12 protein-coding genes are annotated in these 14,307 nt (G+C 41.4%); 4 read left to right on the top strand and 8 right to left on the bottom strand.

What is annotated here, in order from left to right; genetic code table 11:
* Positions 1–13: 13 nt before the first annotated feature.
* Positions 14–670: a deoxynucleoside kinase gene (locus IGI44_RS01595; protein WP_438785990.1), complete on the bottom strand. Its 657-nt coding sequence runs from the start codon at positions 668–670 to the stop codon at positions 14–16.
* 379 nt (positions 671–1,049) lie between these two features.
* On the opposite strand from IGI44_RS01595, the gene mvk reads away from it, so the two are divergent.
* The 4 genes from mvk to fni are packed head-to-tail and all read left to right on the top strand — an operon-like array spanning position 1,050 to position 5,094.
* Complete coding sequence (gene mvk, locus IGI44_RS01590) at positions 1,050–1,991, top strand: mevalonate kinase (protein ID WP_438785989.1); 942 nt, start codon at positions 1,050–1,052, stop codon at positions 1,989–1,991.
* Positions 1,984–2,976, top strand: coding sequence for a diphosphomevalonate decarboxylase (gene mvaD / locus IGI44_RS01585; protein ID WP_438785988.1), 993 nt, complete (start codon positions 1,984–1,986; stop codon positions 2,974–2,976). The genes mvk and mvaD overlap by 8 nt, the downstream gene beginning before the upstream one ends.
* Positions 2,973–4,061: a phosphomevalonate kinase gene (locus tag IGI44_RS01580; protein ID WP_438785987.1), complete on the top strand. Its 1,089-nt coding sequence runs from the start codon at positions 2,973–2,975 to the stop codon at positions 4,059–4,061. The genes mvaD and IGI44_RS01580 overlap by 4 nt, the downstream gene beginning before the upstream one ends.
* Positions 4,051–5,094 carry a type 2 isopentenyl-diphosphate Delta-isomerase gene (fni, locus tag IGI44_RS01575; RefSeq protein WP_438785986.1) on the top strand — a complete coding sequence of 348 codons (1,044 nt, stop codon included), beginning with the start codon at positions 4,051–4,053 and terminating at the stop codon, positions 5,092–5,094. Before IGI44_RS01580 ends, fni begins: the two co-directional genes overlap by 11 nt.
* Positions 5,095–5,115: 21 nt before the next feature.
* Here the strand turns inward: fni and IGI44_RS01570 are convergent, their stop codons facing one another.
* The 7 genes from IGI44_RS01570 to tgt all read right to left on the bottom strand — a co-directional run bounded on the left by IGI44_RS01570 (position 5,116) and on the right by tgt (position 14,189).
* Positions 5,116–5,757 (bottom strand): FadR/GntR family transcriptional regulator, encoded by a 642-nt coding sequence (locus IGI44_RS01570; RefSeq protein WP_438785985.1) that lies wholly within the window; start codon positions 5,755–5,757, stop codon positions 5,116–5,118.
* Positions 5,690–6,895, bottom strand: coding sequence for an MFS transporter (locus IGI44_RS01565; RefSeq protein ID WP_438785984.1), 1,206 nt, complete (start codon positions 6,893–6,895; stop codon positions 5,690–5,692). The genes IGI44_RS01570 and IGI44_RS01565 overlap by 68 nt, the downstream gene beginning before the upstream one ends.
* A 168-nt stretch (positions 6,896–7,063) precedes the next feature.
* Positions 7,064–7,537 carry a hypothetical protein gene (locus IGI44_RS01560; RefSeq protein ID WP_438785983.1) on the bottom strand — a complete coding sequence of 158 codons (474 nt, stop codon included), beginning with the start codon at positions 7,535–7,537 and terminating at the stop codon, positions 7,064–7,066.
* A gap of 226 nt (positions 7,538–7,763) precedes the next feature.
* Positions 7,764–10,364: a bifunctional acetaldehyde-CoA/alcohol dehydrogenase gene (gene adhE, locus IGI44_RS01555; RefSeq protein ID WP_438785982.1), complete on the bottom strand. Its 2,601-nt coding sequence runs from the start codon at positions 10,362–10,364 to the stop codon at positions 7,764–7,766.
* A 383-nt stretch (positions 10,365–10,747) separates the two neighbouring features.
* A complete protein-coding gene (locus tag IGI44_RS01550; RefSeq protein WP_438785981.1) occupies positions 10,748–12,346 on the bottom strand; it encodes an MSCRAMM family protein in 1,599 nt (532 codons plus the stop codon).
* Between the two features lie 231 nt (positions 12,347–12,577).
* Positions 12,578–12,943: a preprotein translocase subunit YajC gene (gene yajC / locus IGI44_RS01545; protein WP_438788890.1), complete on the bottom strand. Its 366-nt coding sequence runs from the start codon at positions 12,941–12,943 to the stop codon at positions 12,578–12,580.
* 100 nt (positions 12,944–13,043) lie between these two features.
* Positions 13,044–14,189, bottom strand: a complete 1,146-nt coding sequence (gene tgt, locus IGI44_RS01540) for a tRNA guanosine(34) transglycosylase Tgt (protein WP_438785980.1) — start codon at positions 14,187–14,189, stop codon at positions 13,044–13,046.
* Between the last annotated feature and the right edge of the window lie 118 nt (positions 14,190–14,307).

Genomic DNA, 14,307 nt, shown 5'->3' with positions numbered 1-14,307 from the left:
AAGCATCTTTTCATTATTCTACCGTGGCACCTTGAACTTCTAAAATCTTCTCATCAATCAGGCGAATGACTTCATCGCGTGCAGCGGCATCATCAACAAAATTCAATCGATCCCCGTCGATTTGGATCTTAGGACTTTCATTGTAGTCTTCGTACCATTGATCGTAACGACTGTTTAATTCTTTATAGTAATCATACAGGGTTGGATCAAATTCCAATTGTTCATATTCCCGTCCGCGCTTTTGAATTCGTTCCATCATCGTTTCAAAAGAAACACGGATGTGCACCAATAGATCTGGATGCTTTTTGTGGGCGGCATAAGGCAATTCCTGCATCATGTTTGCCAATAATTCATCATAGACCTTCACTTCTGTCTCCGTTGCCCGACCAAGATCGGCATTTAGATGAAACAGTAAAGAATCTTCATAGATTGAACGATCTAGGACATTATTGTCATCCTGCATCGCTTTTTTGATGCTGTCAAAACGTTTATTTAAAAAATAAATCTGCAATAAAAAAGCATATTGCTCTGGATCCGCATAAAACAGCGGCAATACCTCATTATCATCGATTGATTCATAAAAAGCCTGACTCCCAAGATGCTCCGACAGCATTGCGGTCAAACTTGATTTCCCTGCTCCAATGGTTCCTGCTAATACGATCACGCTCATAAACCTCCAACTCGCTTCATACAAAATATAGTGATTATTTTTCAACTTATCCAATATACCCCCAATATCTTGTACCGTCAATCAAAATACTTGTCAAAAAAATCACTTTTTTCTTCTAAAGAATGTTTAAAAAATCGCTGATTTTCAAAAACTTTTCAGTGCTTTCGTTTACTTGTAGGCATTCTCTGAGTAAAATGGGTAGGAAGCTAAAATAGATAATTACTATTATGTAAGGATTCTATTCGCAATTTTAGTAAAAGATAAAAAGAAAACAAATTCTTTTCACTATAAGAATGGTTCAATTAAAATAAATATTAACATGAATATTTTATTTTTCTCATGAGAAAGAATTATTCTAAAACGAAATAGGGGTTTTTTTATGAAATCGATTGGCACGGGTTATGCCAGCGGAAAAATTATCTTAATGGGGGAACACTCTGTTGTCTATGGAGAACCTGCGATTGCCTTTCCCTTTTCAGGGACCGGTATCCAAGCAACGATCCATGCGAACAAACTAGAATCATGGATCGAATCTAGTTTCTTCCACGGACCACTTTCAAAAGCGCCAAGTACAATGCGCAACGTGACAGTATTATTATGGTATTTAGTGAAGCATTTCAAAATTCCAGAACCTTTCTATTTAAAAATCGAAAGCTCCATTCCAGCGGAACGCGGCATGGGATCTAGTGCGGCTGTAGCAGTTGCGATCACACGGGCTATTTTCGATTGGATGGAGGAACCAGCTACTCAGGACAAGGTATTACATTTTGTTAATCAGGCCGAAGCGGTTGCCCATGGAAATCCTAGCGGTATTGATGCGACAACTATTAGCGGAACCGAACCGATTCTTTATCAAAAAGGGATCGGCTTCCAGCCTTTCCAACTAAATATGGATGCATTTTTAGTGGTAGCTGATACTGGTATAAAGGGACAAACCCGCAAAGCAGTCAAAGATATCGCCAAGCTAATGGAGCTGCGTCCTTTTGAAACCAATCAACAAATCCAAACCTTGGGGCAGCTGACTAGTCAAGCTCAGAAGGCCATTTTACAAAATCGTCCGCAGATTTTAGGTGACTGTATGAATCAAGCTCAGGGACTGTTACGACTATTGGGCACCAGTAATCATCACTTGGATCACTTAATTGAAACAGCGTTGGAAAATCAGGCACTTGGAGCAAAATTAACAGGCGGCGGACGCGGTGGGTGTATGATTGCGTTAGCTGAAAATGAAACTAGCGGTCGTCAGCTGCAGCAAATTTTATTAGATGCTGGCGCGCGAAATACATGGATCGAAGGGTTAGGTGTCTACGCACATGTTTAGTGGTAAGGCTCGAGCATACACGAATATTGCTTTGATTAAATATTGGGGCAAGGAAGACCAAGAACTGATCATTCCAATGAACAACAGCTTATCGCTGACATTGGATGCTTTTTATACAGAAACACACGTGACCTTTACAGAAGAAATCACAGAAGACCAATTCTATTTAGACAATCAACAACAAGATTCGAAAGCGACCTTAAAAGTGAGTCGCTTTCTTAATGTCATTCGCGATCAAGCGGGTTGTTCGCTGCGAGCGATCGTTAAAAGTCAAAACTTCGTCCCTACTGCAGCAGGCTTAGCTTCTTCTGCTAGCGGGTTGGCCGCTTTAGCAGGTGCCGCAAGTGCCGCATTAGATTTAGAGCTCTCTTCTGAGGAATTGTCACGTCTCGCGCGTCGTGGTTCAGGTTCCGCTTGCCGCAGCATCTATGGTGGTTTTGCGGAATGGCAAAAAGGGGACTCTGATGAGACCTCTTATGCGGTTAATATTCCTAGCGATAGCTTTGAAGATGACTTGAGTATGATTTTTGTCGTCGTCAATGATGCGCAAAAAGACGTTTCAAGTCGCGATGGGATGCAGCGGACAGTGGAAACATCTGCTTTTTATGACGGTTGGCTGCAAACAGTCCCAACAGATTTAGCTAAGGCGAAACAAGCGATTGCTGAAAAAGACTTTATTACTTTAGGCGAAGTAACCGAATCAAGCGCCTTGAAAATGCACGGAACCACTTTAGCGGCGAATCCACCGTTCACTTATTGGTCAGCGGAAAGTATGAAGGTGATGACCCTTGTTCGTCAAATCAGAAACAGCGGATTGCCTTGCTACTTCACGATGGATGCTGGTCCGAATGTGAAGATTTTAGTCGAACGTAAAAACGAAGAAGCGTTACTACGCGCATTAAAAGAACAATTGGGCAAGCAACAGCTCGTTGTCGCCCACGCGGGTCCTGCAATTGAAATTTTGACAGAGGAGGAAGTGAAATGATCGAAGTAACAGCACCTGGAAAATTATATATTGCCGGTGAATACGCGGTAGTAGAACCGGGACATCCCGCAATTATCGCAGCAATCGATCAATTCATTTCTGTTTCGATTGGTCCTGCTAAGAAAAGCGGCAGTATTCAATCTGCCCAATATAGCGACATGCCGATTCGTTGGACACGACGTAAAAATGAATTGGTTTTAGATATTCGCGACAATCCTTTTCACTATATTTTAGCGGCGATCCACTTTACGGAGAAGTACGCGCAGGAAAAAGGCAAACAACTGGCCTTCTTTGATTTGAAAGTAACCAGTGAACTGGATAATTCCAACGGTCGCAAGTACGGCTTAGGTTCCAGCGGTGCCGTAACGGTTGCAACGGTCAAAGCCCTGAATGCCTTTTATGATTTACAGCTTTCACAGCTGGAATTGTTCAAATTAGCTACGTTGGCGCATTTGAACGTTCAAGGAAACGGTTCTTGTGGAGATATTGCGGCAAGCTGTTATGGCGGCTGGCTAGCTTTTTCAACCTTTGACCATGATTGGGTGCTAAACAAACTGGCAACTGAAAAACTAACCACGCTGATCGAAAGCGAATGGCCTAGCTTGAAGATCGAACCGTTAGATGTGCCTGAAGATTTACGCCTATTGATTGGTTGGACCGGCAGTCCTGCTTCGACTTCTGATTTAGTCGATCAGGTTCATCAATCTCGAGACGAGAAGAAAACGTCCTACGAGAACTTTCTACAGGAAAGCAAGGAATGTGTCGACCAGATGATTCAAGGGTTCAAGCAAAACGATGTGGCCTTGATCCAAAAAATGATCCGCAAAAATCGTAGTTTGCTCAACCAATTGACTAGCCTAAGCAATGTTTCGATTGAAACAGAAGAATTGAAACGCCTGAATGATTTGGCGGAACAATATGGCGGTGCGGCAAAATCCTCTGGTGCCGGCGGCGGCGATTGCGGAATTGTGATCGTTGATAAACGCGCGGGAATTCTTCCTTTGATGAGTTCATGGGAAAAAGCGGGTATCACGCCATTGCCTTTACACGTCTATCATTTTACGGAGGATCGTTATGAATCGTAAAGATGAACATGTTTCCTTGGCGCGAGCCTTCCACCAAAAGCCAAAAGAAAATGATTTCGATGCCGTTCGCATCGTTCACTCTTCCCTAGTCGCGTCTCAACCAGAAGACATCGATTTACGTACAGAATTTCAAGGGTTACAGCTTAGCGTCCCCTTCTACATCAATGCCATGACTGGGGGCAGCGAGAAAACAAAAAAGATCAATCACGACTTAGCCATCATCGCTCGTGAAACGAACCTGATGATGGCCACTGGGTCTGTCAGTGCCGCATTAAAAGATCCTAGCGTGTCTGATTCTTACAGCGTCGTTCGCGAAGTAAATCCCAACGGTTTGATCCTTGGCAACATGGGAGCTGGCAGAACGAGTGAGGATGCCAAAAAAATCGTCGACCTGCTTCAGGCTGACGGGATGCAGATTCATGTAAATGTACCGCAGGAGCTTGTTATGCCAGAAGGAGATCGTGATTTTCACGAGTGGCCGCAAAACATCCAGCAAACCATCCAAGAATTAGAGGTTCCGGTGATCGTGAAGGAAGTTGGCTTCGGAATGAGCCGAGAGTCCATTCAACAATTCCAATCACTGGGTGTAAAAGCTGTAGATGTTTCTGGGCGTGGTGGGACTAGCTTCTCGCAAATTGAAAATGCTCGCCGTAAAAAACGAGAGTTGAGCTATTTGGATGACTGGGGACAATCGACCGTGATTTCCCTATTAGAAGCCCAAGAATTTGATCAGCTGACAATTCTTGCCTCCGGTGGAATTCGCGATGCCTATGATATTTTCAAAGCACTTTGTCTAGGGGCAAAAGCGGTGGGCATTTCCGCGACGATTCTCGATCACCTAATCAGCAAGGGTATTGATGCGACGATTGAAATGATCGAGGATTGGAAAACGCAGCTCCATCGATTGTATCTGATGACGGATAAAGCGACGACTGCCGATTTGATCCGTAATCCGCTGATTATTAGCGGTGCACCAAAGGAATGGTGCCAAGCACGTGGAATTGATTATAAAAAATTGGCTATGCGCAGCTAATTCAAAAAGAAGAGGATGGGATCATTTGATCTCATCCTCTTCGTCTGTATAGATATTTTTTTGAACCAGCGCCTGCGCTTCCTCTACCTGCCCTTCAAGCAACGCTCGATAGAGTTGATTATGGATACTGGTATTATCCTGATACTCTTCCATACGCAACACTTGTTGGCTTAAATGCCGTTTAAGTGACGGCAACAGTTCATTGTACCATTTAATTAAGAATGGATTATCGCTCATTGCTACGAGTTGCTGATGAAACGACAGATCTGCTTCGATATACTCTGAGAATTTCCCCACTTCTAACAGCTGATTCCGTTGAAACAAACTTTCTTTTAAACAGAGCAGCGCTTCGTCTGTTTGATTTCGCGCTGCCAAGACAATTGCCTGACGCTCGATCATTGAACGTGCACGCAATAAATCTGCTGTGGAAAACTCACCAATACTCCCATTTTTAACAAAGGTTCCTGAACCTTGCTTCACCTCTAAAACATTACTATAAACTAATATTTTAACCGCTTCACGCAACGTCGAACGTCCAACTCCGAACGTTTCAGCCAAGTCTTTTTCAACCGGAAGCTTATCGCCAATTGATAATTCATTTTGCTCGATGTATTTTTCCAGCTGTCGAATCGTCTCGTTCACTAGACTCCGATTTTTCGTCATGTTCATAGCCTCTTCCTTGAATTGTCAGCAGCAAAACACCGCCACACAAACTAATCATACCATATAAGAAGACATCGAAGGATTGAAAAATATCTACGAGAAACCCTAAAAGAATCGGGATTATCCCCCCAACGATGTAGCCAAAAGACTGAACCATTCCTGTCCATAAGCTGGCCTCCAATGGATCGTCACTTGCCTGTAATGGCAGCAGCATCGCAATGGGAAAATAACCGCCTAAGCCAAATCCAATCAGAAGGATCCCAATAATCAGTAGCAAAGAGACAGTGGTCATTAAACAGCCAACTCCTAACAGAATTAGACAACCACAAAGCAAAATCCAACTTCTAGTACTCCCCCAATGATCCATCAACACAGGAATAATAAAGCTGAAAAACATTTGTACGATAACAAATAAGGTTAAATAGTGACTTGCTTCCCCACGAGAAAAGCCTTTTTGAACAAGCAGCTCTACCAACCAGGTACTCACACCATAAAACATTCCCGATTGAAGACCAAAAAATAAAACCATTTTCCACGCCTGACTTCTCTTTAAGGGAAAACCGCTGGAAGCATGGGTGAACGTTGATCGAGTCGCTTGTTTTCCCATAATAAAAAACCAAACGATTCCAGCAATTAGCGTGAGAATACTCCAACTGCCTAGGGCAAAAGACCATGAATTCTTCGCTAGTGAAAGACTGAAATTTGATGCCGCCGCCGAACCGACCCCCATACTGATAGAATAGACGCCAATCAGTAAGCCTGTTTGCTGCGGAAAATATTCCTTGATCAATCCAGATAATAACGGCCCAATAATGGCAATAGCAAACCCAATGACAATGGCTGAAACAACCAAGCTCCAGTAATTTGAGAAAACCATCCGACTGCCCATTCCGATGGTCAACAAAATCAAGCAAATCAAGATGCTCCAATCTCGTCCCAGCTGTTGCTGCATACGTTTAACCCCAAAAGCCATGATCCCCATGCAAATTACCGGAATACTCGTTAACAAACTGACTTGAAAATTGCTCAGCAGTAAATCCTGTTTGATTAAGCCAATCAACGGTGGAATCGAAGAAATTCCCAATCGTAAATTCAATGCGACGATACATACGACAAAAATTATTTTTCTATTTTTCATGAATACCTCCTTCAAATTCATCTGATGTATTTTAAATTCATCATATCATTCGCAAAAGATAACCACAATGCTTTTTAACCGTTTATTTCTCTGAGCGCCAATTCCTGAGCAAAAAAAAAGACCGCAAGCTCAGTATGCGAACGTGCGATCTGTTTCGTTAAAAATTGTTTATTTTCTAAAAAGACGCTGCAACCAATTTTTCTTTTCACCAATCCGGATATTGCCGCTGATTTTTTTAGCATCTAACATCGATTGGAAAAAGATGTTGTCCTGTAGTAATAATTGATTAATAACTTGTAAGCGTCTGAAATGTTTTTTCTTATTTTCATCAAAGAGCAGCTCTTCTGGCATCGATCCCTGAGCTTCGAGGCGCGCATAGTCCCTTTGAATCATTTTCATCAATTCATATTGCCGTGTAAGCAAACGATTGATTTGTTTGATTTCAGGAAGTACCACAGAATTTTTTAAATCTGATGGTGTTAATTTTTTTAGCGCAGCGACATAATCTTGCATATCTAGCATAAAAATATGGTTAGACTTACTCGCCATTAATTTTTTTTCGTTCACTAAATAATCAATCAATAGCTCTAATCGCGCAGTTGATTCAGCCAGCTCATTCATCTCTCGTTTCAGTTTCTCCATGCCCTTCGAACCCTTCCTCTTATCCTAATTCTAGTCTATCGTTTTTTATAGCCTATAACAATCAAAGAGGTTCATTTTGTATAAAAGAAATGAATTTTTTAAACAAAAACGATTATTGTTATTTCTCTCGAAATCATTAAGATCCTTTATTCTCTATTCTGAAATAGATAGTTAAAAAAAGCCATTTGAAATCAGACAATCTGATTTCAAATGACTTTCAACCTTTTTACGCTTTGTAATCGTAAGCTGTTACGATGATTTCTTTCAATTCGCTGATCAATGGTTCTTTTGGATTTGCTGTTGTACATTGGTCTTCATAAGCCAATTCAGCCATACGATCAACTGTTGTATTCAATGTTTCTTGAGTCACGCCTTGTGCTTTCAAGTTCATGTCGATACCACAAGTTGCTCCTAAGTTGTACACTGCTTCGATCAATGCTTCTACTAATTCTGCTGTCGTGTTGCCTTTAAGTCCTAAGAACTTAGCGATATCAGCATAGTCTGCATCAGCACGGAAGTAGTCATATTTAGGGAACATCGCATGTTTTTGCGGATCCTTCGCATTGTAACGGATGATATGAGGCAATAGAATTGCGTTCGTACGTCCGTGAGGAATACCGTATTCTCCACCGATCTTATGAGCGATTGAGTGACAAATTCCCAAGAATGCATTGGCAAAGGCCATACCAGCCATAGCTGAAGCGTTATGCATTTTTTCACGTGCTTCTGGATCAGCCGTTTTAACAGATTTTTCAAGGTTTTCAAAGACGATCTTGATTGCTTGTAAGCTCAATCCGCGAGTGTAGTCAGATGCCATAACCGATACATAAGACTCGATCGCATGTGTCAATACGTCCATACCAGTATCCGCAGTTACTGAAGCAGGTACCGTCATAACGAATTGAGGGTCAACGATTGCTACGTCTGGTGTCAACGCGTAGTCTGCTAATGGGTATTTCACGTGTGTTTCGCTATCTGTGATAACGGCAAATGGTGTTACTTCAGAACCTGTACCAGAAGTTGTCGGGATACATACGAACTGAGTCTTTTCAGGTTTGCCGATATTGTACGTACGTTTACGGATATCCAAGAATTTTTGTTTCGCGCCAAAGAATGAAGTGTCTGGGTGTTCAAAGAACATCCACATTCCTTTCGCCGCATCCATTGCAGAACCACCACCAAGAGCGATTACTGTATCAGGTTGGAATTCGTTGAACATTTCTAAACCTTTGTAAACAGTATTTGTTGAAGGGTTAGGTTCAACATCAGAGAATACTTCGATTTTCACGTCATTTGTGCGACGTCCAAGAACTTCGCGAACGATGTCTGCATAGCCAAATTGAACCATACCTGGGTCACAAACTAACATGACACGTTCCACATTTTCCATTTGAGTCAAGTATAATAGAGAGTTCTTTTCAAAGTAAATTTTTGATGGTAATTTAAACCATTGCATATTATTTCTCCGTTTCGCTATAGTTTTAACATTGATTAAGTTAATAGCAGATACGTTCTTAGATACAGAGTTCTTACCGTATGAACCACAACCAAGTGTCAATGATGGGATCATTTCATTGTAGATATCACCGATACCGCCTTCAGCAGATGGTGAATTTACTAATACACGGCAAGCTTTCATACGCAAACCAAATTTCACTTGTAAGTCTTCGTCTTCAGTATGGATAACTGCTGTATGTCCTAATCCGCCTAATTCAAGCATGCCTTGGCAAAGATCGAAGCCATGTTGATGATCGTTTGCTTTGATCATAGCTAAAACTGGAGAAAGTTTTTCACGAGATAATGGATAATCAGCACCAACACCATCTAATTCTGCAATCAGAATCTTTGTGCCGGCAGGAACTTTGATGCCTGCACGTTGTGCAATATCTTCAGCTGAATGTCCAACAATTGCAGGGTTAACTGCATATTTGCCTTCGTTCATAACAGCGTCTTCTAATCTCTTCAATTCCGCTTTTTTCACAACGTATACTTGATGTGCTTGGAATTCCGCTTTTACTTCTTCGTAGACTTCTTTGTCAACGATCACTGCTTGTTCAGAAGCACAGATCATGCCGTTATCAAATGATTTTGATACGATCAAGTCGTTTACTGCGCGCTTGATTTTTGCTGTTTTCTCGATATATGAAGGTACGTTACCAGCACCAACACCTAAAGCTGGTTTACCAGTAGAGTATGCTGATTTAACCATGCCAGGTCCGCCAGTCGCAAGAACGATTGCTACGCCTGGGTGGTTCATTAACATTGATGTTGCGTCGATCGATGGCTTTTCGATCCATTGGATACAGTTTTCAGGAGCGCCCGCCGCGATTGCAGCATCACGAACGATACGTGCAGCTTCAGCAGAACATTTTTGAGCACTTGGATGGAATGCAAATACGATTGGATTCCCTGTTTTCAATGCGATCATTGATTTAAAGATCGTTGTAGACGTTGGGTTAGTTGTAGGTGTAACACCACAAACAACGCCGACTGGTCCAGCAACTTCAATCAATCCTTTTTGTTTGTCTTCGCCGATTACGCCAACTGTTTTATCATGTTTGATGCTGTTCCAGATATACTCTGATGCATACATGTTTTTGATTGCTTTATCTTCGACAATCCCACGACCAGTTTCTTCAACCGCCATTTTTGCCAACATCATGTGTTTGTCTAGTGCAGCCATTGCCATTTCGTGAACGATATGGTCAACCTTCTCTTGATCGAAATCTTCCATTTCTTTCAGAGCAACGTTTGCTTTTGCTGCTAATTCATCAATCACTTGCTCAACGCTGATTGCGTCTTTTTCCTTTTCAATCGCTTTAGCCATGTGTATCCTCCTAAAAATTTTTGTGTTACTTTTCACATACACATCATACAACACCGTCAATCGTTTGTAAACAGTTTTTGTGATTTTTTTCACACCATATTTTATTCTTAACAAATGCCATCATATCAATAATTATTGAACATCTGCTTTTTATAGTACTTTAGACTTATAAAACCTTCGCAGAAGAACTTTTTTCACAATTTTAAAAAAAGAAGCAAACGGTTTAAAAACCGCTGCTTCCTTCTAATATCAACGCCCGCTTTTTCATAGACACCTGACCAGCCCGTATCATTCTATTTTACTCTCGTTAAAAAATCGCTAAACAAACAGCTCTAGCACGATCAACTTAGCTAGATTATTTTTGCTAGTCATCCAACAGTCGTTCATTTTTTTCTTCGGTAGAGCCACAGTGCCATCAGTATCCCAAAACCTAAAACAGTAAACACTTGATTTTCACTGGATCCTGTTCCTGGGTATTGTTTCTTTGAACTCGCGCTAGAGCCACTTGCCTGCTGACTGCTAGTTCCTTCTTTTGTTTCCGATGATTTTGGGAATTCTTTTTTGACTGGAGCGGAACCCTCCTCCTTTACATTCTCTTTCGTTAGGGATATTCGTTTATCTTTCTCGGAAACCGTAAACTTCAACGGTTCACTATCGAGTACATAGCCCTCTGGTGCACTTATTTCTACTAATGAATATTCACCGTCAGGTAAGGAATTGATATGAAGCAAACCATTCTCATCCGTGATCAATTCCTTTCTAAGGTACATTTTTTCGCCGGCTGCATTCTTTAATTCGAATTCAGCCCCCCTTAATTTTTCTCCTGTCGTTGAATCTATTTTCGTTAGATTGATTCCTTCTACTTCTTTAGTCGCCTTATCAGAACTATTTGTTGAAGAAGGCGCTGTCGCTTCCTTTACTGAATTCGTTTGTTTTTCTAGACCTTTGACCAGAGATGCGCTCTGCTTTTCTGCTTTAAAGGGAGGAATCACTGCCTTTGAAACATCCGATAACTTATTCGACAGCTGCCCCTGTGGTATCAGTTGATTTATGATTGAAAAACGAACCACTTGAGTTTTCTCGACTTGAAAATCATATCGATTCCCTTCACCGATTCCCCCAGTAATCACAGCAGTATACTCAGGATCAGACACTTCGCGAATCAAATAACTATGAGTATTTTTTAGCAGTCTGCTCCACTCTGTCTTTCCCTCTATTTTATCCTTGAAACTGCCTTCGACCGTCTTCTCGTGATAAAAATCAACCGTTACCATTTCGCCTTTCTGAGCTAGCTTTCTTTCAGTCATGCCATACGCAATTGGTTTTCCTCTATCTGATTGATCGACGATTACATATTCAAAATTTCTAGCGATCGCTAGCTTGCCTGTACCTTCTACCTTTGCTTCAGCTTGAATTAAGTCAGCTGATGACTCATTTGACTCGACGATCTCCAATTTCGGTATTTTTCCTGAAGCAGTGCCTCCAGCATCAATCCCGCTTCCTGCCTTTATGGCTTTCATTTTGATACTCAGTTGAAGCGCATTCAGCTCTTTTTGCTTTGCGCCAAATTCATTAATGGAGACGGCCAAATCACTTGCTGTCAAAGAAGCCTGCCCCACTGCTTCGCCTGTCAAAGAATTTTTCAATCGTATTCCTGAAGCATCCTTTTGAATTCGAAGATACGCAGCATCCGGCAACGATAAGCGAAAGGTATCTCCAGCTTCAATCTCTTGCTCTTGATCGATCTTCAATGCATAGCTAAAAATAAGCGTTTCGTTTACCTGAATCTTGTTTTCTGTTGAAACCTGGCTTCCATTCTCTTTTCCTATGTTCAATCCTAAAATACTTACTTGCTCCGTGAGGTCCCTCGCTGCTAGTGACGTGCTCGAGAATACTGTGCTTAAAGCTATTATGTAAAAAACGAAATAAGAGCTTAAAAGCATCAGCAGGACAAGCATCGGCAATTTATTCCTTTCTTTCATTCTTTCCCCCTCCAATACCTGCTTTTTATTATTTTCTCAAACTATTCGCGGAAGCTGGGGGCTTTTTTCTAAACTTATATTTCTTATTTTTAACTTATAATAAGCAATCTGGTTTTTTGTTGACGAGTTTCGATAGGGGCTGTGTTCAACTGAAAAAAAGACTGCAAAAAAAGGCACGTATGTATAGACATACGTACCTTTCGCAGAAATTATTTGAAGAAGAAAACGCGCTTACTTTTCTTCTGTCGTATTTTCTGTTTTATCTTCAGGTTTTTCTTCGATAACTGGTTCGGTAGGTTCTGTTGTTTCAGGTTCAACTGCGGCTGGTTCAACTGCGGCTGCAGCTGGACGTACACTAGATTTTACCGTTCTGATAGAAGCACGGTCAAATACTAAGTAAATCCCTTCACAGTCTAATGTCACTGTTTTGTCGCTATTGTTGATTTCAGAGATCATACCGTGTAATCCACCGATCGTAACTACGCTATCTCCAACCTTCATTGCATCTAATAAATTTTGACGTTCTTGCTGTTGTTTCTTTTGAGAACGATTCATAAAGAAGAACATTCCCAGCATCAACACAAGCAAGATAATCATTGAAAAGCTTCCGCCCATTTTAAAATTCCTCGCCTTCTAAAGTAATTCCTTTTAACTGTAACAAAGTTTTCAGTCTTTCACTAGCATTTTTAACCAGACTTTAGAAACTTTTTGCGTTTTGCTTGTTAAAACCATACTCTTCAAAAAAGGCTTCACGGAATTCTAATAAATTATCATCCATAATTGCTTGGCGAACTTGTTTCATCAAGTTGATCAAGAAATACAGATTATGATACGAAGTCAAACGAATACCAAAAGTCTCATCACAATGAATCAAGTGGCGAATGTACGCTCGTGTGTAATTACGACAAGTGTAGCAATCACATTTTTCATCCAACGGACGAAAATCATGAGCAAACTTCGCATTCTTAACCACTAAACGTCCAGCAGAAGTCATACAAGTACCATTGCGGGCGATACGCGTAGGTAAGACACAGTCAAACATATCCACGCCGCGAATCACGCCATCGATCAATGAATCAGCCGCACCAACGCCCATCAAGTAGCGTGGTTTGTTTTCTGGTATCAACGGTGTGGTGAATTCTAATACCCGGTTCATTTCTTCTTTGGGTTCACCGACTGAAAGCCCGCCGATCGAGTAGCCAGGGAAATCCATGCTGACTAGATCTTTCGCGCTTTGACGACGCAGGTCTTCAAAACCAGCACCTTGGATAATCCCGAACAATCCTTGGGTTGCTGGGTTGGCATGGGCCTTTAAGCCTCGTTCAGCCCAACGGGACGTACGCTCTACTGATTTCTTCACGTAATCATAGCTTTCATCGAATGGAGGACATTCGTCAAAGCTCATCATGATATCAGAGCCTAATTTATTTTGGATGTCGATGGCTTTTTCTGGTGATAAGAACATTTTCGAACCATTCAAATGGTTCTTGAAATGCACCCCTTCTTCAACGATATTGCGCATATCCGCTAGCGAGAAGACTTGGAAGCCGCCTGAATCAGTCAAAATCGGTTGATCCCAATTCATAAATTTGTGTAAGCCGCCTGCTTCTGCGACTAGATCTTCTCCAGGACGTAGCCATAGGTGGTAGGTATTACTTAAGATAATACCGGCCCCCATTTCTTTTAATTCTTCAGGTGACATGGTTTTAACAGTCGCCAGCGTGCCTACTGGCATGAACATCGGAGTCGGAAATGTTCCATGAGGCGTAATGATCTCGCCTAGACGTGCTCCGGTATGTTTTTCTTTCTTTATTAAACGATAAGAAATGGCAGGTTCAGTCATTTAATTTCCTACTTTCTTCTATAGTGAATCCGTCAAAGACTTCCCGCATAAAACTTGACCTTTGCTGAGTCTATCGACAAAGAAAATTCGATTCTTTAACGAAATTCCTATCTATGTA

The organism is Enterococcus sp. DIV0756 (genome assembly GCF_051710745.1).
In the GTDB taxonomy this organism is placed as follows: Bacteria; Bacillota; Bacilli; order Lactobacillales; family Enterococcaceae; genus Enterococcus_A.
Note: the sequence above shows the minus strand (reverse complement) of the source record. Positions and strands in the feature narration are given on the sequence as shown.